General features: G+C 64.6%; 21 protein-coding genes. 13 read left to right on the top strand and 8 right to left on the bottom strand.

The window, feature by feature from the left end:
* The first annotated feature begins 231 nt into the window (after positions 1 to 231).
* A complete protein-coding gene (locus LPZ50_RS07335) occupies positions 232 to 903 on the top strand; it encodes a hypothetical protein (protein WP_230659331.1) in 672 nt (223 codons plus the stop codon).
* Positions 904 to 907: 4 nt separating this feature from the next.
* Positions 908 to 1990: a hypothetical protein gene (locus tag LPZ50_RS07330; RefSeq protein WP_230659329.1), complete on the top strand. Its 1083-nt coding sequence runs from the start codon at positions 908 to 910 to the stop codon at positions 1988 to 1990.
* A gap of 321 nt (positions 1991 to 2311) precedes the next feature.
* Here the strand turns inward: LPZ50_RS07330 and dbpA are convergent, their stop codons facing one another.
* Positions 2312 to 3700 (bottom strand): ATP-dependent RNA helicase DbpA, encoded by a 1389-nt coding sequence (gene dbpA / locus LPZ50_RS07325; RefSeq protein WP_230659327.1) that lies wholly within the window; start codon positions 3698 to 3700, stop codon positions 2312 to 2314.
* 69 nt (positions 3701 to 3769) lie between these two features.
* Positions 3770 to 4792, bottom strand: coding sequence for a C45 family autoproteolytic acyltransferase/hydolase (locus LPZ50_RS07320; RefSeq protein WP_230659325.1), 1023 nt, complete (start codon positions 4790 to 4792; stop codon positions 3770 to 3772).
* Positions 4793 to 4957: 165 nt separating this feature from the next.
* Here LPZ50_RS07320 and glnH point away from each other — a divergent pair, with 165 nt between their 5' ends.
* From glnH to glnQ, 3 genes are all read left to right on the top strand, one after another.
* Positions 4958 to 5704, top strand: coding sequence for a glutamine ABC transporter substrate-binding protein GlnH (glnH, locus tag LPZ50_RS07315; protein ID WP_230659323.1), 747 nt, complete (start codon positions 4958 to 4960; stop codon positions 5702 to 5704).
* A 98-nt stretch (positions 5705 to 5802) separates the two neighbouring features.
* Positions 5803 to 6462, top strand: a complete 660-nt coding sequence (gene glnP, locus LPZ50_RS07310) for a glutamine ABC transporter permease GlnP (RefSeq protein ID WP_230659321.1) — start codon at positions 5803 to 5805, stop codon at positions 6460 to 6462.
* Positions 6459 to 7187 (top strand): glutamine ABC transporter ATP-binding protein GlnQ, encoded by a 729-nt coding sequence (gene glnQ, locus LPZ50_RS07305; RefSeq protein WP_230659319.1) that lies wholly within the window; start codon positions 6459 to 6461, stop codon positions 7185 to 7187. Before glnP ends, glnQ begins: the two co-directional genes overlap by 4 nt.
* A gap of 115 nt (positions 7188 to 7302) precedes the next feature.
* Here glnQ and LPZ50_RS07300 read toward each other — a convergent pair whose 3' ends face one another.
* The gene (locus LPZ50_RS07300; protein WP_230659317.1) at positions 7303 to 8001 is read right to left on the bottom strand and encodes a FadR/GntR family transcriptional regulator; all 699 of its coding nucleotides are present in this window, start codon (positions 7999 to 8001) and stop codon (positions 7303 to 7305) included.
* A gap of 139 nt (positions 8002 to 8140) precedes the next feature.
* Here LPZ50_RS07300 and LPZ50_RS07295 point away from each other — a divergent pair, with 139 nt between their 5' ends.
* Both LPZ50_RS07295 and LPZ50_RS07290 read left to right on the top strand, forming a co-directional pair.
* Positions 8141 to 9022 (top strand): fumarylacetoacetate hydrolase family protein, encoded by an 882-nt coding sequence (locus LPZ50_RS07295; protein ID WP_230659316.1) that lies wholly within the window; start codon positions 8141 to 8143, stop codon positions 9020 to 9022.
* 72 nt (positions 9023 to 9094) lie between these two features.
* A complete protein-coding gene (locus tag LPZ50_RS07290) occupies positions 9095 to 10063 on the top strand; it encodes a tripartite tricarboxylate transporter substrate binding protein (protein ID WP_230659315.1) in 969 nt (322 codons plus the stop codon).
* 20 nt (positions 10064 to 10083) lie between these two features.
* Here LPZ50_RS07290 and LPZ50_RS07285 read toward each other — a convergent pair whose 3' ends face one another.
* Genes LPZ50_RS07285 through gmk form a run of 3 tightly spaced genes read right to left on the bottom strand, consistent with a single transcriptional unit; the run spans position 10084 to position 13279 of the window.
* Entirely contained in the window at positions 10084 to 12378 is a 2295-nt protein-coding gene (locus LPZ50_RS07285; RefSeq protein WP_230659314.1) for a RelA/SpoT family protein, read from the bottom strand.
* Positions 12379 to 12399: 21 nt separating this feature from the next.
* Positions 12400 to 12603, bottom strand: a complete 204-nt coding sequence (rpoZ, locus tag LPZ50_RS07280) for a DNA-directed RNA polymerase subunit omega (protein WP_026641271.1) — start codon at positions 12601 to 12603, stop codon at positions 12400 to 12402.
* A 43-nt stretch (positions 12604 to 12646) separates the two neighbouring features.
* The gene (gmk, locus tag LPZ50_RS07275; protein WP_230659313.1) at positions 12647 to 13279 is read right to left on the bottom strand and encodes a guanylate kinase; all 633 of its coding nucleotides are present in this window, start codon (positions 13277 to 13279) and stop codon (positions 12647 to 12649) included.
* Positions 13280 to 13479: 200 nt separating this feature from the next.
* Here gmk and LPZ50_RS07270 point away from each other — a divergent pair, with 200 nt between their 5' ends.
* Complete coding sequence (locus LPZ50_RS07270) at positions 13480 to 14250, top strand: SDR family oxidoreductase (RefSeq protein ID WP_230659311.1); 771 nt, start codon at positions 13480 to 13482, stop codon at positions 14248 to 14250.
* 96 nt (positions 14251 to 14346) lie between these two features.
* On the opposite strand, the gene LPZ50_RS07265 is transcribed toward LPZ50_RS07270, so the two are convergent.
* Positions 14347 to 14943, bottom strand: a complete 597-nt coding sequence (locus LPZ50_RS07265; protein ID WP_230659309.1) for a C40 family peptidase — start codon at positions 14941 to 14943, stop codon at positions 14347 to 14349.
* A gap of 244 nt (positions 14944 to 15187) precedes the next feature.
* Between LPZ50_RS07265 and LPZ50_RS07260 the strand changes: the two genes are divergently transcribed.
* From LPZ50_RS07260 to LPZ50_RS07250, 3 genes are all read left to right on the top strand, one after another.
* Complete coding sequence (locus LPZ50_RS07260; RefSeq protein WP_230659307.1) at positions 15188 to 16684, top strand: AMP nucleosidase; 1497 nt, start codon at positions 15188 to 15190, stop codon at positions 16682 to 16684.
* Positions 16685 to 16795: 111 nt separating this feature from the next.
* Positions 16796 to 17095 carry a helix-turn-helix domain-containing protein gene (locus LPZ50_RS07255; protein WP_230659305.1) on the top strand — a complete coding sequence of 100 codons (300 nt, stop codon included), beginning with the start codon at positions 16796 to 16798 and terminating at the stop codon, positions 17093 to 17095.
* Complete coding sequence (locus LPZ50_RS07250) at positions 17092 to 18432, top strand: type II toxin-antitoxin system HipA family toxin (RefSeq protein ID WP_230659303.1); 1341 nt, start codon at positions 17092 to 17094, stop codon at positions 18430 to 18432. Before LPZ50_RS07255 ends, LPZ50_RS07250 begins: the two co-directional genes overlap by 4 nt.
* Positions 18433 to 18691: 259 nt before the next feature.
* Here LPZ50_RS07250 and LPZ50_RS07245 read toward each other — a convergent pair whose 3' ends face one another.
* Entirely contained in the window at positions 18692 to 19474 is a 783-nt protein-coding gene (locus LPZ50_RS07245) for an IclR family transcriptional regulator (protein WP_230659301.1), read from the bottom strand.
* A 202-nt stretch (positions 19475 to 19676) separates the two neighbouring features.
* Here LPZ50_RS07245 and LPZ50_RS07240 point away from each other — a divergent pair, with 202 nt between their 5' ends.
* Together LPZ50_RS07240 and LPZ50_RS07235 are read left to right on the top strand one after the other, a co-directional pair.
* Positions 19677 to 21230, top strand: coding sequence for an acyl-CoA synthetase (locus LPZ50_RS07240; protein ID WP_230659299.1), 1554 nt, complete (start codon positions 19677 to 19679; stop codon positions 21228 to 21230).
* A gap of 23 nt (positions 21231 to 21253) precedes the next feature.
* Positions 21254 to 22393: an FAS1-like dehydratase domain-containing protein gene (locus tag LPZ50_RS07235; protein ID WP_230659297.1), complete on the top strand. Its 1140-nt coding sequence runs from the start codon at positions 21254 to 21256 to the stop codon at positions 22391 to 22393.
* The last annotated feature ends 76 nt before the right edge of the window (positions 22394 to 22469 follow it).

Below are 22469 nucleotides of genomic sequence, written 5' to 3'. Positions count from 1 at the left end.
GCCCTCGGCGCGCTACGCGCGCTGCCCCGCCGTCCGACACGCCGCCACCGCCTGTCCGGGCGCCGCGGGACTGCGGTGGTGCATAATGCGGCAACCCCTGTTGATGCGGAATTGGCACGTCTTGGTGTGGAAATTTCGTGACATAAATTAGTGCTTTTTGTATAAATCACGGTTTATCAATCGGGATGATCCGTGTTTTCTCTGCGATTTTCGCGCCTGTGGCGCGCGGGGATGGCCGCCGCGGCTGTGGTGGTCCTGGCGGGGTGCAGTACGCCCTTGCTGCCGTATACCTACACGCCGGCCTCGGCCATGTCGGCCAGCGGCACCGTCGCCATCGGCGAATTCACCTACGATCCGAACAAATACCTGCAAAGCCTGGCAGACGGCCAGAACACGGACGGCAACGAAAAGTTCCGGAACACGGGGTTGTCGACGTCGCAGCAGCACAGTGGCGGGCCCCCCGGTGCCTATGCCCCGGCCAAGTCGGCCATTCTTCCCAACCAGGCGCGCAATACCGCCGCGGGCAGCATTCTGTTTGAGCACAATGTGGCCGACATCATGCGTCATGCCGCGTTCACCGAGTTGCGCGCCATCGGACTCCGGGTCTCGGGGCGCGGGATCGATCGTGTCTTGACGGGCGAAGTACAGAACCTGATGGCGGACGACCTGGGCATGAATATCGATTGGACGCTGCGCGTCGTCTATACCGTGTCCGACAGGCAAACCGAGAACGTGCTCTACAGCTCCGTGGCGGAGATCAAGCGTTCCACGCCCAAGTTCATGAATGTGATGGGCGCCTTGAATGACCTCATCCGCCTGAATATCGAGGCCTTGGTATCAGATCCGAAATTCCTGGAAGCGGTTCGCGGACAGGACGACTCGATGCTTCTTGTGCGGATGTAGAACCATGAAACTGCGACATCTACTTGCCGCGATGCTGCTGCAGGCAAGCGTGGTCCCCGGGTTGGCCGGCGCGGAAGTCGGGGTGCCTGAGCTGGGCATCGCCTTGACACCCGCCTCTGGCTGGAGCAGCGCGCTGAAGCCCTATGGCCGGTTGACGGTCATTGCGCTGGATGCTTCAGAGCCGCGTATCGGGAAGTACCTGGCCTGCAAGGCAACGCCGCGGCTGGACCCGCGATTGCGCGGCCTGACGCAACACGAAATCAATGCGCAATTGCGCACTGCGGTCACAAGCCGGGATCAACTGACCGAAATCCTCGCCAGCGTCGTAGAACGGGATATGCAAGTCTCCGTCAGCCGCAACGGCGATACCATGCTAGGCGATCGTTTCGCGAATTGGTTCGTCGCGACAATGGAAGTGCACGGCAACGGCAAAGCGGGCTTTATTCACGCGAAAACCTATACCTTCGCGGTGCCCGGCTATATGTGGAGCTTTGTGTGCATGGCCGGTATGCCCGGTCATTCGTCCAGGGCCTGGGCATTGTTCAACCAGGTGGAGCCAGTGTTCGACCAAATGGCGCACTCGATCCGATTCTCCGCGCTTGCGCCGGCGCAACCCGCCCGGCGCGTCCGTGAGCCGGGCGATATGCCGAAGGCGCCGGGCGCGCGGCCCGATCTTTCGGCACGCCTGGATCCGGTTCCCGCGTTTGTGCCGGCCGCGCCGCCAGAGTCCTGGGCCGCAGCCAGGGCCAGCCAGGACATACAGCTTTTTTCAGGCTACGGGTTTGGCGTGCGCGCCCCTGCCGCGGCAGATCGGCCGATCCTGGACAGCACCATCGTGCAGGCAGCCATGGCGCGCGGCTGCGTGGTGCGCAAGCGGGCCAGGCAGGTCATCGCCAGCCGCAACGCAGGGCCGCTCAGCGTGGACGAGGTGGAATTTCCCAACGGCTGCTTCGGCACCCGCGACGTGCCGCCCCTTTACGGCGTCGGCACCGTCCTGGCGCCTGCCCGCAGCCTGACAAAATACCTGGTATTCGATTACGACGACCAGGCGCGCCAGCGGTTGATGGAGTATCTGGCGCGGCAGTAAAAGGGGGCGCTGGATGCGGTCGATGTTATTGCCCTGTCCCGCGGCGTCCGGGCAAGCGGGGGCGGCAACGTGCGTCGGGCTCGGGCGCATGCAGGCGCCCTCGGCACGCTGCGCGTGCTGCCCCGCCGCCCGAACTGCCGCCCCCGCTTGCCCGGGCGCCACGGGACTGCATTGGCGCAGGACCGGGGCATCCTTATCGTTGAAGTGCGGGGAAAAGCAGGGCGCGACCGATGCATAAAGCCAGAGCCTCGATGCGTTGAAAACCCATGTCTTCATGGGCCCAGGCAAGAATGGCCCGCGCCGTACGGACATTGCCGCCGCTCAGAACTCTTCCAGAAAGCGCATGCGGAACCGGCGGCCTTTGATGCTGCTGTTGGACAGGCGTGCAAACGCCTGCTTGGCGATCTGGCGGTCCAGCGCCACGTAAGCGCTGAATTCGGTGATGTTGATCTTGCCCACCTGCTCGAAGGCCAGGCCGCCGTCGCCGGTCAGGGCGCCCAGCAGGTCGCCGGGGCGCAGCTTGTCTTTCTTGCCGCCTTGTATGCACAGGGTGATCATGGGCGCGCGCAGCGGGCGGTCGGACTTGGGCCGCAGCGCTTTCAGGTCGGCCCATTTCAGGGGGGCGCCCTGGTATTGCTCGATCAGGTTGGCCCAGCGCATTTCATCGGGCGCGCACAGGCTCAGCGCCAGCCCTTTCTGGTCGCCCCGGCCGCTGCGGCCGATGCGGTGCACGTGGACCTCGGTGTCCTTGGTCACGTCCACATTGATGACGGCCCCCAGGTTCTGGATGTCCAGGCCGCGGGCCGCCACGTCGGTGGCCACCAGCACGGCGCAACTCTGGTTGGCGAACTGGATCAGGATCTCGTCGCGTTCGCGTTGTTCCAGGTCGCCGTTCAAGGCCTGGGCACTGATGCCATGGGATTGCAGGTGTTCGACCAGGTCGTGGCTGCGAACCTTGGTGTTGCAGAATGCCAGTGTCGATGCCGGGCGGAAATGGGCCAGCAGGGCGGCCACCGCGTCCAGCCTGGCGCCGGGCTCGATTTCGTAGAAAACCTGTTCGATGCGGCTGGCGTCATGCAGGGCTTCCACCTTGACCTCGGCAGGGTTGCGCAGGAAGCGGGCGCTGAGCTTGCGGATGTTGTCAGGGTAAGTGGCCGAGAACAACAGCGTCTGGCGCTTTGCCGGGCAGTGCGAGGCAATGGCGACGATGTCATCGTAAAAGCCCATGTCCACCATGCGGTCAGCCTCGTCCAGCACCAGGGTGGTCAGGCCGGACAGGTCCAGGCTGCCGCGCTCAAGGTGGTCCTGGATGCGGCCCGGCGTGCCCACCACCAGGTGCGCGCCGCGCGCCAGGGATTCGGCCTGCGGCCGCGCCGCGGCGCCGCCGCACAGCGTCAATACCTTCACATTGGGAATCAGGCGCGCCAGCCGGCGCAGTTCCTGGGCCACCTGGTCGGCCAGTTCGCGGGTGGGGCACACCAGCAGCGCCTGCGGCACCAGCCGGTTGATGTCCAGCTTCTGCAGCACCCCCAGGCCGAACGCCGCGGTCTTGCCGCTGCCGGTCTTGGCCTGCGCGATCAGATCGCGGCCCTCGAGGATGAGCGGCAGGCTTTGCGCCTGGATGGGCGTCATTTGTTCGAAGCCCAGGCCTTGCAGGTTCTGCTGCAGGGCGGGCACTAGGGGCAGGTCGGAGAAGGGCGTATGGGTCACGATGGGGGCGGGTCGCGGGAAGCGCGAAGAAACTGGGTTGGCTGACAGTGTATGCGGTTGGGGCCTGGCCTATCTGACCGGAATATCTTGTGCCGCGCGTGACTTGCGGTCGTAGATGCGCAGCGTCACATGTTCATCGTCCAGTGTGAAAACCGCCGTGGCCAGGGTGTTTTCCTCGTCCGGATCGTCGGCCGCGCACCGCAGTATGGGTAGTTCGCCCTCGGTGTCGTGCAAGGCCGCCACCAGCTCTGCTTCGCCAGTGGTTTCATTCCAGGTATCCACCAGCGCATCGATGCGGCTTTGGCGCGCCCGCGATGAGTCGGTAATGATCTGCGGCACCCGCTGCGTACCCTGGTGTATCAGGTGGTTGGCATGTCCGTAGCGCCGCGCCACGGTTTCCACCGAGCAGGCTCCCGGCGTGGCCTCGACGCTGAGCAGCCGCGGGTCGCCGCAGGCGCCCAGCGTGTGGTGAAAAGCGCCCGCGCGCGGCATGTGGGCCAGCAGTTCGGCAGCCTGGTCCAGGCTGCGGCAGTCCAGCGCGGCGCGGGCCAGGAACATGCGCGGCACGCCGGCGCGCCGGGCGCGGGTGCGCAGGTTGTTGATGGTTTGCACCAGGCCGGCGCGGTTGGCGGCAAAGGTGTGGCCGGGCAAAGACCCGGGGTAATAGAAACTGACATAACCCGGCGCGTCGTCCGGCTGTACGTCGACCACATGGCAGCGGCCGTACAAATAAGGGTCGCCGTCTTCGTTATGGGCGATCCAGCGCTTGCCATCCGGGGCCTGCAGCGCCACCGACGTGCAGCCGTCGGTGGTCTTGTGCAGCAGGTCGCCCCGGCAGTTCCACAGCAGCAGGTCGGCCGCGGGCATGTGCAGGCCTTCGGCCAGGCCTTCGAATTCTTCCCAGATCTCGGGCAAGGCTTCCTGGGCATAGCCCGCCAGCTCTTGCAGATAGGCATGGCCGCGCCATGGGCGCAGCGCCCGCCACGTGGGGCTTTGGTCCAGGTATACCGACATCAGCGGGCGTGCCAGTTTGCCCAGCGCCTGGCCGATCTGGCGGCGGTCGCCGGCGATGCGTACGGGTTTGAACGGCATGGAACGTCTCCTGGGGATGTTCCGATTGTAATTTGCCAACCGGCATTGCTCACGGGGACGGATGCGTTAAGATGAGCCGGCAAGCGTGCCCGGCCATGCGCCAGGGCGTGCAGTCTGCCGCCCTGGATACGAACCGGGGCTCGTTGCCTCTACAGGAGAATCTCGATGATTAAGCGCAAAATTGCTGCTGCATTGGTGGGCCTGAGCCTGATCGGCGCCGCTTCCACCTCCATGGCCCAGGACAAGGAACTGGTCGTGGCCACCGACACCGCGTTCGTGCCGTTTGAGTTCAAGCAGGGCAGCACCTACACCGGTTTCGACATCGACCTGTGGGCGGCCATCGCCAAAGAACTGAACCTGAAGTACAAGCTGCAGCCCATGGATTTCAACGGCATCATTCCGGGCCTGCAAACCCGCAATATCGACGTGGCCCTGGCCGGCATCACCATTCGCGACGACCGCAAGAAGGTCATCGATTTCTCCGACCCCTATTATGAAAGCGGCCTGGCCATCCTGGTGGCCGAGGACAATACCGACATCAAGTCGGCCAAAGACCTGGCCGGCAAGAGCGTGGCCGTGAAAACCGGCACGGCCACGGTCGACTACATGAAAAAAGAAGTGCCGGACGCCAAGCTGCGCCTGTTCCCGAATATCGACAACGCGTATCTGGAACTGGCCACCGGCCGGGTGGACGCCGCCGTGCACGACACGCCCAACGTGCAGTACTACGCCAACTCCGCCGGCAAGGGCCGCGTGAAGGTCGTGGGCACGGTGAAAAGCGGCGACTTCTACGGCATCGCCTTCCCCAAGGGTAGCGACCTGGTTGCCAAGGTGAACCAGGCCCTGGCCACGCTGAAGTCCAACGGCCAATACGACGCCATCTATACCAAGTGGTTCGGTAAACAGCCCTGAGCCCGGACGCCGGGCCGGGCGCCGTCCCGCCCCGGCCCCACGGCGCCTGCATAACCGGCGCCGCGCGCACCACCACATCACTCATCTAGGGGAAGGCCGTGGAATTTGACTGGTCTGTCATCTTGGAAGCCCTGCCCAACCTGCTTGACGGTACGCTCATGACCGTCAAGATCACCTTCTGGGGCTTGGTGGGCGGCTTCGTGCTGGGGGCGCTGGCCGGGGTGGCCCGCGCCTATGGGCCGAAAGTCTTGTCGGCCATTGCACAGGTGTACATCGCGGTGATCCGGGGTACGCCCATCGTGGTGCAGGTCATGTTCATCTACTTTGCGCTGCCGTTGCTGATCCCGGGCCTGCGCGTCGACGGCGTGTGGGCGGCCATTGCCACCCTGATCATCAATTCGGGCGCCTATATTGCCGAGATCGTGCGCGGTTCGCTGCTGTCGGTGCACAAAGGCCTGAAAGAAGCCGGGCAGGCCATGGGGCTGCCGTTTCACAAGATACTGATCCACATCATCGGCCCGGTGGCCTTCCGCCGCATGATTCCGCCGCTGGGCAATCAGTGCATCATCAGCCTGAAAGATTCTTCGCTGTTCATCGTGATCGGCGTGGCCGAACTGACCCGCCAGGGCCAGGAAATCATGGCCAGCAATTTCCGGGCGGTGGAAATCTGGTCGGCGGTGGCCATCATTTACCTGATCCTGACGGGCGCGCTGGCATTGATGCTGCGCCTGGTTGAAAGAAGGATGCGCATACTATGAGCATGGTCGAATTCCACAATGTCACCAAGCGCTTCGGCGACTCGGTCGTGCTCGATGGCATCACCCTGAATATCGACGCCGGCGAGGTCGTGGTGGTGGTGGGGCCGTCGGGCTCGGGCAAGTCCACCTTCCTGCGTTGCATCAATGTGCTGGAAACCATCGAGGGCGGCGACCTGCTGGTCGATGGCCACAGCGTCAAGGGGCCGCCCTCCCAGGTGCGGGAAATCCGCCGCGAAGCGGGCATGGTGTTCCAGCAGTTCAACCTGTTCCCGCAAATGACGGCGCTGGACAACGTGATGTTCGGGCCCATCCATACGCGCGGCACGTCGCGCCAGGAAGCGCGCCGCCAGGCCGAAGAACTGATGAGCAAGGTGGGCCTGGCGGAACGCATGGGACATTACCCGGCCGAGCTCTCGGGCGGGCAGCAGCAGCGCGTGGCTATCGCGCGGGCCCTGGCCATCAAGCCCAAGCTGATGTTGTTCGATGAACCCACCTCGGCGCTGGATCCGGAATTGCGCCACGAAGTGCTCAAGGTCATGCGCGACCTGGCCGAAGAGGGCATGACCATGGTAGTGGTGACGCACGAGATGGAGTTCGCGCGCAAGGTGGGCAGCCGGCTCATCTTCATCGACGGCGGCAAGATCGCGCACGATGGCCCGCCCGCCGAACTGCTGTCGAACCCGCCCAGCCAGCGGCTGCGCGATTTCCTGCAGCACGTGGCCTGAAGCAGGTGTCTGACTCCCGCAGGGTGTCAGACACCGTAGTGCCGAGACAGGGGTTGCACACGCAGGTGTCTGACACCCTGCGGGAGTCAGACACCTGGGAAGACCCGGGAAGGGCTCAGCCGAACAGGTTTTGCTGGATCTGCTCCAGGTGAGCGTGCAGCAGCGTGCGCGCCTGCGCGGCATCGCGGTCTTTCAACGCCGCCACGATGGCGCGGTGCTGCGCTTCGTATTGGGCGCGGCGCTCGGCAGTCAGGGAATTGCGCTTCAACCTGCCCCATTCGCCCTGTTCGCGCACCCGGTTGGCCAGTTCCAATATTTGCAGGAAGAAAGAATTGTGCGTGGCGATGGCAAATGCCTGGTGCAGCTCGCCATCCCAGTGTTCGAAATCTTCAATGCTGGTGGCGGCCTCCGATCTTTCCAGGCATACGCTCATGCGCGCGAAGTCGGCCGCGGTGGCGTTGCGCGCGATCAGGGCGGGCATCAGCGGCTCGATCAGCAGGCGGGCCTGCATCAGTTCCGCGGGGCTGGTATGCAGGGCTGGCCGGGACGGGCCGGCTGGCGCCAGCACATGGGCTCCTGGCGCCACGAAGGTGCCGCTGCCCACGGCCTGCACGATCAGGCCGCGCTCGCGCAAATCGGCCAGCACGCGCCGCACCGAACCGCGCGACGCGCCGAAGCGCGCGCTGAGCGCCCGTTCGGGCGGCAAGCGCATCCCGGGGCGCAAATCGCCGCTGCTCATTGAATCTATCAAGAATCGCGCCAGCGCCTTTGCCCCGGCCGCGCGCAGGCCCTTGGCCGCTGTCGCCTCGTCCACTCGGTTTCTCCTGTTCAGCCCGCAGGGTAGGCGAGTTGTACCAATTGGTCAATCAACAGTTTGGAAAAATTCTTGATCAAGAGCCAATATGGTTCTAGAGTAAGGCACTTCCCTACGCAACCGGACCGCTGCAATCCCTATGAAATTTGCCAATCTTACGTTCGACGGAATCCAGATGCTGGCCTTGGTGGACGCTGTGGGCGAGCGTTTCTGGCCGCTGCCCGAACTGGTGCCGGAATTCAGCGGCGATATGATCCAATTGGTTCAAGATTTTGACGGCCTGCAGGCGCGGCTGGCGCCGCGCGGCGAAGGACGGCCCCTGGCCGAGGCCACCATCCTGGCGCCCCTGGAGCAGCCGCGCCGCAATATTTTCTGCGTGGGCAAGAACTATCACGAACACGCAGCTGAATTCAGCAAGTCCGGGTTCGACAGCAGCGCCCAGGCCGGCGAACAGGCGCCCCAGGCGCCCGTGGTGTTCACCAAGCCGGCCAGCGCCATCATCGGCCCCCAGGCCGGCATTCCGGCGCATCGCGGCGTGGCCGAGCAACTGGACTACGAGGCGGAACTGGCGGTGGTCATCGGCAAGGCCGGGCGCGGCATCAGCCGCGAGCAGGCTTTTGACCACGTGTTCGGCTACACCATCGTCAATGACTTCACCGCGCGCGACCTGCAGAAGAACCATCGCCAATGGTTCTTGGGCAAGTCGCTGGATGGCTTCTGCCCCATGGGGCCGTACCTGGTCACGGCCGACGAAGTGGACGGCCGCAATCTGGACGTGAAATGCTGGGTGAATGGCGAGCTGCGCCAGGACGCCAACACGCGCGACCTGATTTTCGATATTCCCGCGCTGATCGAAACCCTGTCGGCCGGCATCACCCTGCAACCGGGCGACATTATTGCCACCGGCACGCCGGCCGGCGTGGGCATAGGCTTCAAGCCGCCGCGCTTTGTGCAGCCGGGAGATGTGATCCGCATTGAAATCCAGGGGCTTGGGGTGCTGGAGAACCCGGTGGTGGCCTGACCGCCTGCGGCCGGGCGCCAGGCAGCGCCCGCCGCACATTGCCCGCACACTCACAACAGGAGGGCAGGAGACATGTTTACTTCCACAGGCAAGTGGTGCCGCGGGGCGCTATTGGCGCTGACCGCCTGCGCGGCGCACGCGCAGTACCCCGACCGGCCCATTACCATGATCGTGCCGTTTCCGCCCGGAGGCGTGGCGGACACGGTGGCCCGGCCGGTGGCCGAAGCCCTGTCGCGCGAACTGGGCCAGAGCGTGGTCATCGAGAACAAGGCGGGGGCAGGCGGTTCCGTGGGCATAGGCCAGGCGGCGCGCGCCGCGCCCGACGGCTACACCGTGCTGATGAGCCTGTCGTCGATTTCCATCCTGCCTGAGGCCGACAAGATCCTGGGCCGCAAGCCGGCCTTCCAGATCGATCAGTTCGCGCCCATAGCCCGCATCACGGCCGATCCCACGGTGTTGATCGTGCGCGCCGATGCCCCATGGAAAACGGTGCAGGAATTCGTGGCGGATGCCAAGCGCAAGCCCGGCGCGCTGGACTATGGCAGTTCGGGCATTTATGGGTCCATGCACGTGCCCATGGAAATGCTGAAAGGCGCCGCCGGTATCGACCTGACGCACGTGCCTTTCACGGGTGCGGGCCCGGCCGTGGCGGCTCTGCTGGGCGGGCAGGTGGATGCTATTTCCAGCGGGCCTTCCAGCGTGGTGCAGCATATCCAGGCGGGCAAGCTGCGCGCGCTGGCGCACTGGGGCGACACGCAATTGGCCGCCTTGCCCCAGGTGCCCACGCTGGCTTCGCAAGGGTACGACGTGAAGTTCGTGCAATGGTCGGCGCTGTTCGTGCCCGCCGGCACCCCGGCCGATGCCGTAGACAGCCTGCGCGATGCGGCCCGCAAGGCCGCCAACGACCCCAAGGTACAGCAGACCATCCTGGGGGCCGGCAGCCCGGTGCAGTACCTGGACGCGCCCGAGTTCGCGGTTTACTGGAAGGAAGACGCGCAGGCCATGACCCAGGCGCTGCAGCGCATCGGGAAGGTGGAGTAAGCCGGCGGGGCCTGGCCTGGCTAGCCTTTCACGCGCACGATTTTCTGCACCTGCGGCACGTGCCGGATGGCGCGGATGACTTGCGCCAGGTGCTTGCGGCTGTCGACTTGCAGGGTCAGGTGCAGGGACACGGTGGATACTGCGTCGTCGTGCATGGTGATCTGCATGATGTTGGCGTCGGCCGCCGTGACTTCCGCGGCCAGGCGGCCCAGCACGCCGCGTTCGTTGCGCGTGGTGACGTCCAGGCGCGTGGAAAAATGCTTGGCCGGCTGCGCGTCCCAGGCCACGTTGACCCAGCGTTCCGGTTCGCGGGCGCGCTGGCGCACCGCGATGGGGCAGTCGGTGGTATGCACTACCAGGCCCTGGCCCAGCCGCAGGCCCGCCACGATGGGGTCGCCCGGCAGGGGGCCGCAGCAGGGGGCCAGTTGCACGGCCTGACCTTCGTTGCCCTGGATCAGGATGGGGGCGCTGCGCGCCGAGGTAATTTCGTCGACCGCGGCGGCGGTGGTGGCAACCAGTTGGTGCTCGGGCGCGAAACGGCGCGCCACTACCGCGGCCAGCCGCTTGCCCAGGCCGATGTCGGCCAGGATCTCGTCGCGCGAGCTGGCGCCGGTGCTGCGCGCCAGCTTTTGCCAGGCGGGGTCTTCGGGCGCTGGCAGTTCCAGGTGCAGTTCTTCCAGCGCCTGCTCCAGCAGGCGTTCGCCGAAGGCCACCGATTCTTCGTACTTGACGGTGCGCAGATAGTGGCGGATTTCCGAGCGCGCCCTGCCGGTGCGCACGTAGTTCAGCCATTGCGCGTTGGGGCGCGAGGCCGGCGACGTAATGATCTCTACTGTATCGCCACTGTTCAGCTCGGTGCGCAGCGGCACGAATTCGTTGTTGACCTTGGCGGCCACCGCCTGGTTGCCGATATCGGTATGGATGGCGTAGGCGAAATCCACCGGTGTGGCGCCGCGGGGCAGCGAAATGATCTTGCCGCGCGGCGTGAAGACATACACGGCATCGGGAAACAGGTCGACCTTGACGTGTTCCAGGAATTCACCCGAATCACCGGTTTGGCTTTGAATGTCCAGCAGCGACTGCAGCCACTGGTGGGTGCGCTTCTGCAGGTCGTTCAGGGAAACATCGGCGCCCTTGTACAGCCAGTGCGAGGCCACGCCTTCTTCGGCGATGTGGTGCATGTCGCGCGTGCGGAACTGGAATTCCACCGGCGTGCCATAGGGCCCCACCAGCGTTGTATGCAGCGACTGGTAGCCGTTGACCTTGGGGATGGCGATGTAGTCTTTGAACTTGCCAGGCACCGGGCGGTACAACTGGTGCAGCGTGCCCAGCGCCAAGTAGCATTCGGGCAGCGTATGCACAATGATGCGGAAGCCGTAGATGTCCAGCACTTCCGAGAACGACTTCTTCTGCTCGACCATCTTGGTGTAGATGCCGAACAGGGTTTTCTCGCGGCCGGACACTTCCGCCTCGATGCCGGCCGCGGGCAGGGCGGCCCGCACCGCATCGCCGATCTTGCCGATGACTTCGCGCCGGTTGCCGCGGGCGGCCAGCACGGCCTTGTACAGCACCTGGTAACGGTTGGGGTGCATGGCCGCGAAGCACAGGTCTTGCAGTTCGCGGAACAGCACGTTCAGGCCCAGCCGGTGGGCAATGGGCGCGTAGATATCCAGGGTTTCGCGCGCGATGCGCCGGCGCTTTTCGGGGGTGACCGCGTCCAGCGTGCGCATGTTGTGCAGCCGGTCGGCCAGCTTGATCAGGATGACGCGCACATCGCGCGCCATGGCCAGCAGCATCTTGCGGAAGCTTTCGGCCTGCTGTTCGGCCTTGGTGGCGAAGTCCAGGCGGTCCAGTTTGGACAGGCCGTCGACCAGTTCGGCGACTTCGGTGCCGAATTTATCGGCCAGTTCGTGCTTGGCTATGCCCTGGTCTTCGATGACATCGTGCAGCAGCGCCGCCGACAAGGCGTTGGCGTCCAGCTTCCAGCCCGCGCAGATTTCCGTGACGGCAATGGGGTGCGAAATGTACGGCGACCCGCTGGCGCGGAACTGCCCCAGGTGTGCCTGGTCGGCGAAGCGGTAGGCTTCGCGCACGCGTTCGATGTCTTTTTTGTCGAGATAACTGCCGAGGATCTCGGTCAGGGGGGCCAGCGAGGCAACGGGCGAGGGGACAATGCCCGCCGGGTCGGCGTCGCGGTCGGGGGCGGACAGTTGTGCGCCGGAATGTTTCTTGCCAGGGCGGCGCCCCAGGCGCGAACCCGCCCGCAAAGCGGCGAGCAGGCCGGAGGAAGCGTACTTCAGCCGGGGAAAAGCCATGTTGCCGCCCCCAGGCCCGGATCAGGTCGGGACTTTGCGCAGCATTTCCAGGCCAGTGTGGCCGCCGGCGATTTCGCGCAGCGCGGTAACCGTGGGCTTGTCTTTGCTGTCGATGCGCGGGGCATGGCCCTGCGCCAGCTCGCGCGCGCGGTAGGTGGCGGCCAGCGTGAGCTTGAAGCGGTTGGGAATCTGGTTCAGACAGTCTTCGACGGTAATACGGGCCATGGATTACACCTGGAACGGGCTGTGAAAAGGGTTTTGGGTCGCTTCAGTGGGCTGCCGGGATGCCGAGTTGCGCGAACAGCGGCGCGTGGCGGACGGCCTGAGACGAAAAGCGTAACCGGGCGGCGCTGATGATTTGCGCAAGTTGCGCCAAGGCTACGCTAAATTCTTGATTAATAATAACATATTCGCATTCCGGCGCATGGGCGATCTCGCCGCCCGCGGCCAGCAGCCGGCGCGCTATGACCTGCGGCGCATCCTGGCCGCGCGCCTTCAGGCGATGCTCGAGTTCCTCGATGGACGGCGGCAGGACGAAAATGCCGATGGCCTCGGGGTAGCGCTGGCGCACCTGGCGGGCGCCTTGCCAGTCGATTTCCAGCAGCACGTCGCGCCCTTCGCGGGTGGCCCGGTCGATGAGGTCGCGCGGGGTGCCATAGAAATTGCCGTGCACTTCGGCCCATTCGAGCAGGGCCTGGCTTTCGCGCAGGGCGTCGAACTGCTCGGTGCTGATAAAGCGGTATTCGCGTCCGTCCTGTTCGCCCTTGCGGGGTGCCCGGGTAGTGCAGGAGATCGACAGCGCAAGCGATTTGTCGTGGTCGAGCAGCGCCTTGACCAGGCTGGATTTGCCGGCGCCGCTGGGCGCGACGATCATGAAAACATTGCCGGGGCGTTCTGACATTGGGCGGAAAGACAGACAGGTAAGAGGCGAAGAATAGCAAATTGCCTGTGGCTTCGGGGCGGGCGGGCCCTGAGAGCTACGCGTAAGCAACTATTGATTATATTTACCCGGGTGAACCCTGGCCCCTGGCGTCACGGCCGCTTGCATTTGGCGGGACGTTATTGCGTTAGGATTTCGCCGTTCAATCAAGGGAGACCCCGATGCAATCGAATAATCAACCCGAAGCCCAAGTCGCTTTGGTGACGGGCGCCGGCACTGGCATAGGCCGCGCCGTGGCGCTGGAATTCCTGGCCCAGGGCTACCGCGTCGTACTGGCGGGCCGCCGCCGCGACATGCTGGAGCAAACCCGCACTGCTGCGGGCGATGACGGGGTGCGCGCCCTGGTGGTGCCTACCGACGTTAGCGACGAACAAGAGGTGCGCCGCTTGTTCGATGAAACGCAGCGCGCTTATGGCCGCCTGGACGTGCTGTTCAACAATGCCGGCCGCAACGCGCCGGCCGTGCCGATCGAAGACCTGCCAGTGCAAACCTGGCGCGAGGTGGTCGATGTGAACCTGACCGGCATGTTCCTGTGCGCCCAGGCTGCCATCCGCCTGATGAAAGTGCAGCAGCCGGGCGGTGGGCGCATCATCAACAACGGCTCGATTTCGGCGCACGCGCCGCGCCCGCTGTCGATCGCGTACACGGCCACCAAGCATGCGGTCTCGGGCCTGACCAAGTCGATTTCACTGGATTGCCGCAGCTATGGCATCGCCTGCGGGCAGATCGACATCGGCAACGCGGCCACCGACATGACCGAACGCATGGCCGCGGGCATTTTGCAGGCCGACGGCAGCAAGCGCGCCGAGCCGCGCATGGACGTTGCGCACGTGGCGCATGCCGTGGTGTCCATGGCCAAGCTGCCGCTGGACGCCAATGTGCAGTTCATGACCATCATGGCCACCAATATGCCCTTTGTTGGACGGGGCTGAACCCTTGGAAAGGCCAGCCCCCATGGGAGCAGGCCAGTAAAAAAGCGCCGCAGTTCACAGGGCTGCGGCGCTTTTTTTGCGGGGAAGGCAAGGCTGTCAGTTTGCGGTATCGGCCTTTGCGATCAGATGGCCCTGCGGGGTGGCGGGAGCCGTTTCAAGGTAACGGCGCGCCGTGACGTAATGGCGTGACCAATAGCGGTTGTCGAGGCTGTCGACCCGCACCTTGGAGCCGCGCGTGGGGGCATGTACGAACTGGTTCTGGCCGATGTAAATGCCTACGTGCGAGACGCCGCCGCGGCGGCGGGTGGCGAAAAACACCAGGTCGCCGGGTTCAAGCTGCTTTTTCTTGACCGACTTGCCTTCCAGGCGCTGCGCGCGCGCCGTGCGGGGCAGTTCCAGGCCGGCAATTTCGCGGTACACGAATTGCGTCAGCCCGCTGCAGTCGAAGCCATCGATGTCGTCGCCGCCCCATACATACGGCGTGCCCAGGGCGTCCAGGCCGGCTCGCACGACCATGTCGGGCAGGGTGGGAACGGTAAGGGGGTCGATGAGCCGCAAGCCGTTCAGCGTGGCCACGGCTTCGCTCAGGACAGAGGAATGGGCGGGGGGGGACCAGGCAAGGCTGATCGCCAGAAAGGGCGCAGCCACGAATGCGGGTAGGGCAAGACGGACTTTTCGCGTCGGTGGAGTCATTGCGACACTTCAAAATACGGAGTGGGCTGGGAATGGCTGACTGCGTCAGGCCGGCGAAAATGTGGCTTCAGTACAACAGGCCACGCGGCATTGTAACGGATTTATGTTTCTTTGCATTTACGGGTTATTACTAGGATGATGCAGGCAATTGACAGGCAATTGCGCGGCCGCAAGCCCGCCCGGCCGTTGCGGCATAATCGGGAAAACCCTGCGGCTAGCGTCCTGTTTTTCCGGAAATCGCAATATGACAGTTGACTTTTCGATTGCTTCTATTAATCGACCCGAGCCGCTGGGCTTCGAGCGCTTCGACCAGGCCCAGGCCGCCGTCGACCGCCTGACCGAGATCTACGGGCGCAACACGGCTTATATCCGGGCCGCTTTCCAGGACGTGATCAACGGGCGCGACCTGCCCGGGCCGGTGCGGGCCTGCTACCCCGCCATACGCATCGCCGTCGACACTTACGACCCCATCGATTCCCGCCTGTCTTTCGGCCACGTGGCCGAGCCCGGCGTCTACCAGACCACGGTGACGCAGCCCACGCTGTTTCGCGACTATTACCTGGAGCAGATAGGCTTGCTGTTGCAGAACCACCGCGTGGCGGTCGAGGTGGGCGAGTCGGATTCGCCGATTCCGCTGCACTTCGCGTTTCCGGACGGCGCCTATGTCGAGGGTGAGCGCCTGGAGGGCATGCGCCGGCCGCTGCGGGACTTGTTCGATGTGCCCGACCTGTCGGTGACCGACGACGCCATCGTCAATGGTTCCTGGCGGGGGCGGGAAGGCGAACCGCGCCCGCTGGCGCCGTTCAGCGCGCCTCGCGTCGACTATTCGTTGCACCGGCTGCAGCACTACACGGCCACGGCACCGGCCTACTTCCAGAACTTCGTGCTGTTCACCAACTACCAGTTCTATGTGGATGAATTCTGCGCCCGCGCCCGTGCCTTGATGGCCAGCGGCAGCGGCGCCTACGATGCGCTGGTCGAACCCGGCAACCGCATCACCCGCCGCGGCGACAGCACACCGCCCGCGCCGCCGGCCGGCAGCGTGCGCCTGCCGCAGATGCCGGCCTACCATCTGGTGCGGCCCAATCATTCCGGCATCACCCTGGTCAACATCGGCGTGGGCCCGTCCAACGCCAAGACCATTACCGATCACATTGCCGTGCTGCGCCCCCACGCATGGCTGATGCTGGGGCATTGCGCGGGGCTGCGCGATTCGCAGCGCCTGGGCGATTACGTGCTGGCCCACGGCTATGTGCGGGAAGACCACGTGCTGGATCACGACCTGCCCACCTGGGTGCCCGTTCCGCCGCTGGCGGAGGTGCAGGTGGCGTTGGAACAAGCGGTAGAAGAAGTCGCGGGCCTGTCCGGCTGGGAGTTGAAGCGCATCATGCGCACCGGCACCGTGGCCAGTATCGACAACCGCAACTGGGAACTGCGCGACCATACCGAGCTGGTGGAACGTTTTACGCAATCGCGCGCCATTGCCCTGGACATGGAATCGGCGACGATCGCGGCCAATGGCTTCCGTTTCCGGGTGCCCTACGGCACGTTGTTGTGCGTGTCCGACAAGCCGCTGCACGGGGAACTGAAACTGCCTGGCATGGCCAGCGCTTTTTATCGCGACCAGGTCAACCAGCACCTGGAGATCGGCATACGCGCGCTGGAACGGTTGCGCGATATGCCGCCCGAACGTCTGCATTCGCGCAAATTGCGCACGTTCATGGAAACTGCCTTCCAATAATTGTGGCAATAAAGTAGTGCATTTATGTTTTTGACTACTTTACTGCCTAGTCATTTGCCGTTTTTAGTGGCAAAATAGTAGTGTAAAAATAAAAAACACTACTTTAATGCCATGAAATCCCTGCCTTCCATTGCTGAAGCCCTGCGTGCCCGCCTGAAGCAGCAGGGCGGTACCCAGGCCGATTTGCGCCAGGCCGCGGGCGTGGCGCAACGTACCCTAACCAATGTGCTCAGCGGCGAGCAAGACTACAAGGTCAGCACCTTGCTGGCCCTGTCCGACCGCCTGGGGCTGGAAATGATGCTGGTGCCCAAGGGCGCGGCCGTTGCAGTGGATGCCGGGGGCGCCGTCAGGCCCAAGGTGCCCACGCGCATCGACGTGGCGCGCCGGCAGGCGGCCGGGGAGGCTGAATGAACGTCCAGGCATTGGCCGTCTATATCGGCGCCCAACGCGTCGGCGTGCTGTTCCAGTACCGCATGCCGGGGGCGGAAGTCGTCACGCGCTTCGTGGCCGACAATGCTTTCGCGCGCCAGGGAAATGCCCCGGTGGTGTCGGCCTCGTACCTGGCCGATTCCGCCGAAGACCAGGCTGCCTTCTGGGCCGATGTGCGCAGCGAACCTCTCAACGGGCGCCATTCACCGCAGAACGGCTGGCTGCTGCCCGCGTTTTTCCAGAACCTGCTGCCTGAAGGGGTATTCCGGGATCACGTCGCACGCATCCGCGGTTGCGACCCCAAAGACCACTTCGAAATGCTGGCCGCCTGCGGCGCCGATTTGCCGGGCAATGTCCATGCCCGGCCGGTGGAACTGTCGCGCAATGAACTGGCGCACTACGTCACGCAAGACCAGGACGCGCTCGAAATGACGGTAACCGCCGACCCAATGGAGCAGGGTGTCTCGCTGTCGGGCGTGCAGCCCAAGCTGGGCGTCATCAAACAGGGCGAGCGTTATGTAGGGCGCACGCGCGACCACGACACTCACATCATCGCCAAGCTGCCGGTAGTGGGGCAGCCGCTGTTGCCCGAACTGGAAGCCCTGTCGTTGCAACTGGCCCGCGCGGCGGGCGTGGATATCTGCCAGGCCTACCTGGAACCGCTGGAAAAGCTATCGGCCGAACACGGCTACGACCTGGGCGACGCCGATGCGCGCACACAGTTCCTGGCCGTGGTGCGTTACGACCGAGGGCCGGGGCGGCGCATTCATTGCGAGGATTTCGCGCAGATCCTGGGCGCCATGCCCGAAGAAAAGTACGGCGCGGCCACCTACCTGGATGTGGCCGCGGTGCTGCTGGCCTTCGATACGTTGGGCGAGCCCGCCGTGCATGAACTGCTGCGGCGCATGGTGGTGAACGAAATGCTGGGCAACCCCGACATGCACTTGAAGAACCTGGGCCTGGTCTATCCCGACGGCAAGGCCCCCCGCCTGGCGCCAGCCTATGACATCGTGGCGTATGCGGCGTACCACGCCTGCCAGGGGCATGCGCTGCGCATTCTGCCGGCTGCGCTCGAGCCGCGCCGCGGCGCCAGGCAGCCCGCGGGAGCCAAGCCGGCCTTGTCGCCGGCCATGTTACGCGCCTTCTGCGCGCAATTGCGCATACCCGAAAAGCCGGCCGCCAAAGCCCTTGCCGACTGCGTGAAAGCCGCGCACGCCCAGTGGCCCGGCCTGATTGCCGCATCCTCCCTGACAGACCGCCAGAAGCAGCATCTGCTGAAGCATTTCGGTGCGCACGCCATGGTGAAATCGGTGCGATAAACGGGAACTTCCAAAGGGGCATGGGGGTCTTACTTTCATGTGCGCATTTCGCGCCACAGGAGACCACTATGACCTACACGTCAAGCGGGGAACGCGAAGACTACATGAGGTGGCCAAGCGATTTCCCAGGCAAGCACTAAGCTGTTTTCAAGCTTGTATGGCCCGCCGATTCTTGGCGGGCTTTTTGTTGCCTGGCATCTTTTCATTGAAGCATTGCGCCGCGCCATGGCGCTGATTCCAGCGCCGCGGGCACCGCGCATCAGTCCGGCAACGATAGCTGTGTCAGCGCATCGGCCTCGCGCAACAAATCCAGTGCCAATGCCTGGCAGCGGGCCTCGTCCATGTGGCCCGACATGCCGGCCACCGTCAGCGAATGGCTGAGCCGGCCCTTGGCGTCGAACACCGGCGCGGCCACCAGCGTGACACCGGCGATGTAATTGCCGGCATCGATGGCATAGCGCTGTACGCGCGCCAGTTCCACTTCGGCGCGCCAGTCGGCAAAGCCGGGGGGCGATTCCCAGCGCAGCAGGGCAAAGCGCTGCTCGATGCGCGCCCACGGAGTGCGCCAGAATGCCGCCATCAGGCGGCCGGTGGCGCTGATCAGGCCGGGAAAGCGGCTGCCCACGTCCACGTGCAGGCGGAATGGCGCATGTGCCTTGGACAAGGCCACCACCACCATGTGGTCCAGGTCGATGACCTCGGCCGCAATGGCCGTTACGTTCCATTGCGCGGCCAGGCGATCCAGCACGGGCTGGGCCAGCGATGGGAAAGAATTGGTTTGCAGGGCATTGCGAGCCAGCGACAGCAGCCCCGTGCCCAGTGAATAGCGCTTGGTGCCTTCGTCTACCTTCAGCAGCCCTTCGTCGACCAGCACGCGCACGATATGCAGGCAGGTGCTGGTGACCAGGCCCAATGATTCGGCTATGGCCTTCACGCCCAGCGGCTGTGGCGAGCGGCCCAGCAGGCGCAGGATGGCAACCGCGCGCGACACGGCGGGGACGGCTCGTACGCGCGGCGGCTTGGGTACCGGCTGGGAAGACATGGCGGGCATTTTTCGATTTTTCGGGTTGTTAATTAGTTGTACCAATACAAATAAATAGGTTATTTGACAACCATACCACGTGCTTCCAACATGCGTCCAACCCGTTGCATAAAGCAGTGATGCGGCGTGCGGCGCCAGGACCAATTCAACTTATGGTTGTATTAGTACAAATAAACATTCCATTTAGCAATTGCGTGAGCACATGGGCAAACTTACCGATACCACTTCCTATGCCGAGGCGCAGCAGCAGTTTTCGCCGCAGGCGCTGTGGGACTTGTTCGACGGCACGCGCGAGGCGTTCAACATCGCGCACGAGTGCGTCGACCGCCATGCGCATGAAGACCGCGCGGCGATCATCGTGGCGCGGGCCGATGGCGGCGAAACCGCCATCGGTTTCCGCGAACTGGCGCGGCAGTCCAGCCAGTTCGCGCACTGGCTGGGCACTCGCGGCGTGCGCGCGGGCGACCGCGTGGCGATCATGCTGGAACCATCGCCGGCGTTCTACACGGCCATGTTCGGGACACTGAAGGCGGGGGCGATTGCCGTGCCCTTGTTCACACTGTTCGGGCCGGACGGCGTGCGGCTGCGCGTGCAGGATTGCACGCCGCGCCTGCTGGTGACCAACACCGAGAAAGCCGCCATGTGCCAAGAATTGGGCGATACCGAGGTGCTGGTGGCCGACGCGGCGTTCCAGGCCGGGCTGCAGGATTATCCCGACACCTACGCATGCGGCACCGCGGCCGGCGACGAAGCCATCTATCAGTACACATCGGGTACCACGCGCGAATTGCCTGCCGCGGTCAAGCATAGCCATCGCGCATTGGTGACCTTGATGCTGGCAGGGCTGTACGGCACAGGCCTGCGGCCTGGCGACCGGTTTTTCTGCCCCTCGTCGCCGGCCTGGGGCCACGGGCTATGGCATGGCACGCTGGCCCCCCTGGCGCTGGGCATCACCATTGGCGCGTACAGCGGAAAGTTCAACGCCGAGCGCCTGCTGCAGGCCTTGCAGGATGGGCGCTTCACCAGCATTTCCGCCGCGGCCACGCATTTCCGCATGATGCGTAATTCCGGTGCGTTGCCACGCTATCGCTACACGCTGCAGAAAGTGTCTTTCACGGGCGAGCCGATGGACAGCGAAACCGAACTGTTTGTGCGCCAAGCGTTCGGCCGCCCGGTGTGCAGCATGTACGGTACGACAGAAATCGGCGTGATACTGGTCAATTACCCGGGTGCGCCGGATTTCCAGGTCAAGCCCGGATCGCTGGGCAAGCCCGTGCCGGGCGGCCGCGTGCAGGTGCAGGATGCCGCGGGGCAGCCATGCCCGCCGGGCGTCACCGGCGAACTGAAGGTGTGGCGCGGCGGCACATGGGTGGCCACCAAGGACCTGGGCCGCATCGACGACGAAGGCTATTTCTTCCATGCGGGCCGGGCCGATGACGTGATCATCTCGGCGGGCTGGACGATGAGCGCGGTCGAGATCGAGGACGCCATCCTCAAGCATCCGGATGTGCGCGAGGCGGCGGCCATAGGCGTGGCCGACGCATTGCGCGGGCAGGTCGTCAAGGCCTTCGTGGTGGCCGCCCGGCCCGGCGCGGAAACCTTCATCAAGGAAATCCAGGACCTGGTGCGCAGCCGGCTGAGCCAGCATGAATACCCGCGCCAGGTCGTTTTTGTCGACGAGTTGCCGAAAACCCCCGCCGGCAAAGTGCATCGCAAGGCACTGCGCGACCAGGAACAGCGCGCCGCCGCCATCTGATCAACCCCCAAGGAGACACCGACATGTCCGCCACCGGCGCAAGAACCTTTCCCAAGATCACGCAGCAGGGCCTGGACGCCCTGCGCGAACGCATAGGCCACAAGATCGAGAATACTGCCGAGCCCTGGTGCTACGAGGCCACGCGCGACAACATCCGCCACTATGCCCATGGCATCGGCGACGACAATCCGCTGTGGTGCGATCCGGATTACGCGGCGCGCACCCGCCACGGCGGCATCCTGGCGCTGCCCAGTTTCCTGTTCGCCACCAATCGCATTGTTTCCGGTTATGTGGGCGGCCTGCCGGGCGTGCATGCTATGTGGTCCGGGTCCGACTGGACTTGGCACAAGCCGGTGCGCCGCAATGACGAGATCCGCACCGAGGCCCACCTGAAAGACCTGGTAGAACACGAGACCCGTTTTGCGGGCCGCGCGGTGCAGCAGATCTACCACGTGGATTTCTACAACCAGGAAGGCGACAAAGTCGCCGAGGCCGACAGCTGGTGCTTTCGCACCGAGCGCGATCACGCGCGCGAACAGGGCACCAAGTACAGCGACGTGCGCGCGCGCACGCCGCGGCGCTATTCCCCGGAAGAAATCCAGGAAGCCTGCAAGCTGTACCGCGACGAAGCGGTACGGGGCGCCGAGCCGCGCTACTGGGAAGACGTGAACGAGGGCGATGCCTTGCCCGTGATGTTCAAGGGGCCGATGACGGTGACTGGTTTCATCGCCTATGCCCAGGGCTGGGGTGGGCTGTATATCCGCGCCAACAAGCTGGCCTGGAAGCTGATAGACGCCCATCCCGGCGTGGGAATCACGAACCGTTTCGGCATTCCCGACGTGCCCGAGCGCGTGCACTGGGAAGAGGACTTCGCCCATGAGGTAGGCGCGCCGGGAGCCTACGATTACGGCCCCGAGCGCGCGTCCTGGCTGACGCACCACCTGACCAACTGGATGGGCGATGACGGCTTCCTGCGCCAGGCGCAATGCAAGATCCGCCGCCACAACCCCGAGGGCGACATGCTGTTCATCAAGGGCAGGGTAACGGGCAAGTATGTGGAGAACGGCCGCCATCTGGTGCGCATTGAACAGGAGGCGCGCAACCAGCACGACGAACTGTCGGTGGTGGGCTCCGGCGTGGTCGAGCTGCCATCCCGGAAATAACCCGCGAAGAGGAGACATCATGACTCATGCCCGGAACCCGGGGCCCGCGGCCGGCGAGCCGGCGCGGCGCCCGGGC

The sequence above is a fragment of the Bordetella petrii genome, from assembly GCF_020991325.1.
In the GTDB taxonomy this organism is placed as follows: Bacteria; Pseudomonadota; Gammaproteobacteria; order Burkholderiales; family Burkholderiaceae_B; genus Bordetella_A; species Bordetella_A petrii_E.
Note: the sequence above shows the minus strand (reverse complement) of the source record. Positions and strands in the feature narration are given on the sequence as shown.

Excerpts from the sequence above, each read along its gene's own strand:
- LPZ50_RS07335 (WP_230659331.1), top strand. The coding sequence starts at position 232 with ATGGCCGCCGCGGCTGTGGTGGTCCTGGCGGGGTGCAGTACGCCCTTG.
- LPZ50_RS07330 (WP_230659329.1), top strand. The coding sequence starts at position 908 with ATGAAACTGCGACATCTACTTGCCGCGATGCTGCTGCAGGCAAGCGTG.
- LPZ50_RS07320 (WP_230659325.1), bottom strand. The coding sequence starts at position 4,792 with ATGCCGTTCAAACCCGTACGCATCGCCGGCGACCGCCGCCAGATCGGC.
- glnH (WP_230659323.1), top strand. The coding sequence starts at position 4,958 with ATGATTAAGCGCAAAATTGCTGCTGCATTGGTGGGCCTGAGCCTGATC.
- glnQ (WP_230659319.1), top strand. The coding sequence starts at position 6,459 with ATGAGCATGGTCGAATTCCACAATGTCACCAAGCGCTTCGGCGACTCG.
- LPZ50_RS07295 (WP_230659316.1), top strand. The coding sequence starts at position 8,141 with ATGAAATTTGCCAATCTTACGTTCGACGGAATCCAGATGCTGGCCTTG.
- LPZ50_RS07290 (WP_230659315.1), top strand. The coding sequence starts at position 9,095 with ATGTTTACTTCCACAGGCAAGTGGTGCCGCGGGGCGCTATTGGCGCTG.
- LPZ50_RS07285 (WP_230659314.1), bottom strand. The coding sequence starts at position 12,378 with ATGGCTTTTCCCCGGCTGAAGTACGCTTCCTCCGGCCTGCTCGCCGCT.
- rpoZ (WP_026641271.1), bottom strand. The coding sequence starts at position 12,603 with ATGGCCCGTATTACCGTCGAAGACTGTCTGAACCAGATTCCCAACCGC.
- gmk (WP_230659313.1), bottom strand. The coding sequence starts at position 13,279 with ATGTCAGAACGCCCCGGCAATGTTTTCATGATCGTCGCGCCCAGCGGC.
- LPZ50_RS07270 (WP_230659311.1), top strand. The coding sequence starts at position 13,480 with ATGCAATCGAATAATCAACCCGAAGCCCAAGTCGCTTTGGTGACGGGC.
- LPZ50_RS07265 (WP_230659309.1), bottom strand. The coding sequence starts at position 14,943 with ATGACTCCACCGACGCGAAAAGTCCGTCTTGCCCTACCCGCATTCGTG.
- LPZ50_RS07260 (WP_230659307.1), top strand. The coding sequence starts at position 15,188 with ATGACAGTTGACTTTTCGATTGCTTCTATTAATCGACCCGAGCCGCTG.
- LPZ50_RS07255 (WP_230659305.1), top strand. The coding sequence starts at position 16,796 with ATGAAATCCCTGCCTTCCATTGCTGAAGCCCTGCGTGCCCGCCTGAAG.
- LPZ50_RS07250 (WP_230659303.1), top strand. The coding sequence starts at position 17,092 with ATGAACGTCCAGGCATTGGCCGTCTATATCGGCGCCCAACGCGTCGGC.
- LPZ50_RS07245 (WP_230659301.1), bottom strand. The coding sequence starts at position 19,474 with ATGTCTTCCCAGCCGGTACCCAAGCCGCCGCGCGTACGAGCCGTCCCC.
- LPZ50_RS07240 (WP_230659299.1), top strand. The coding sequence starts at position 19,677 with ATGGGCAAACTTACCGATACCACTTCCTATGCCGAGGCGCAGCAGCAG.
- LPZ50_RS07235 (WP_230659297.1), top strand. The coding sequence starts at position 21,254 with ATGTCCGCCACCGGCGCAAGAACCTTTCCCAAGATCACGCAGCAGGGC.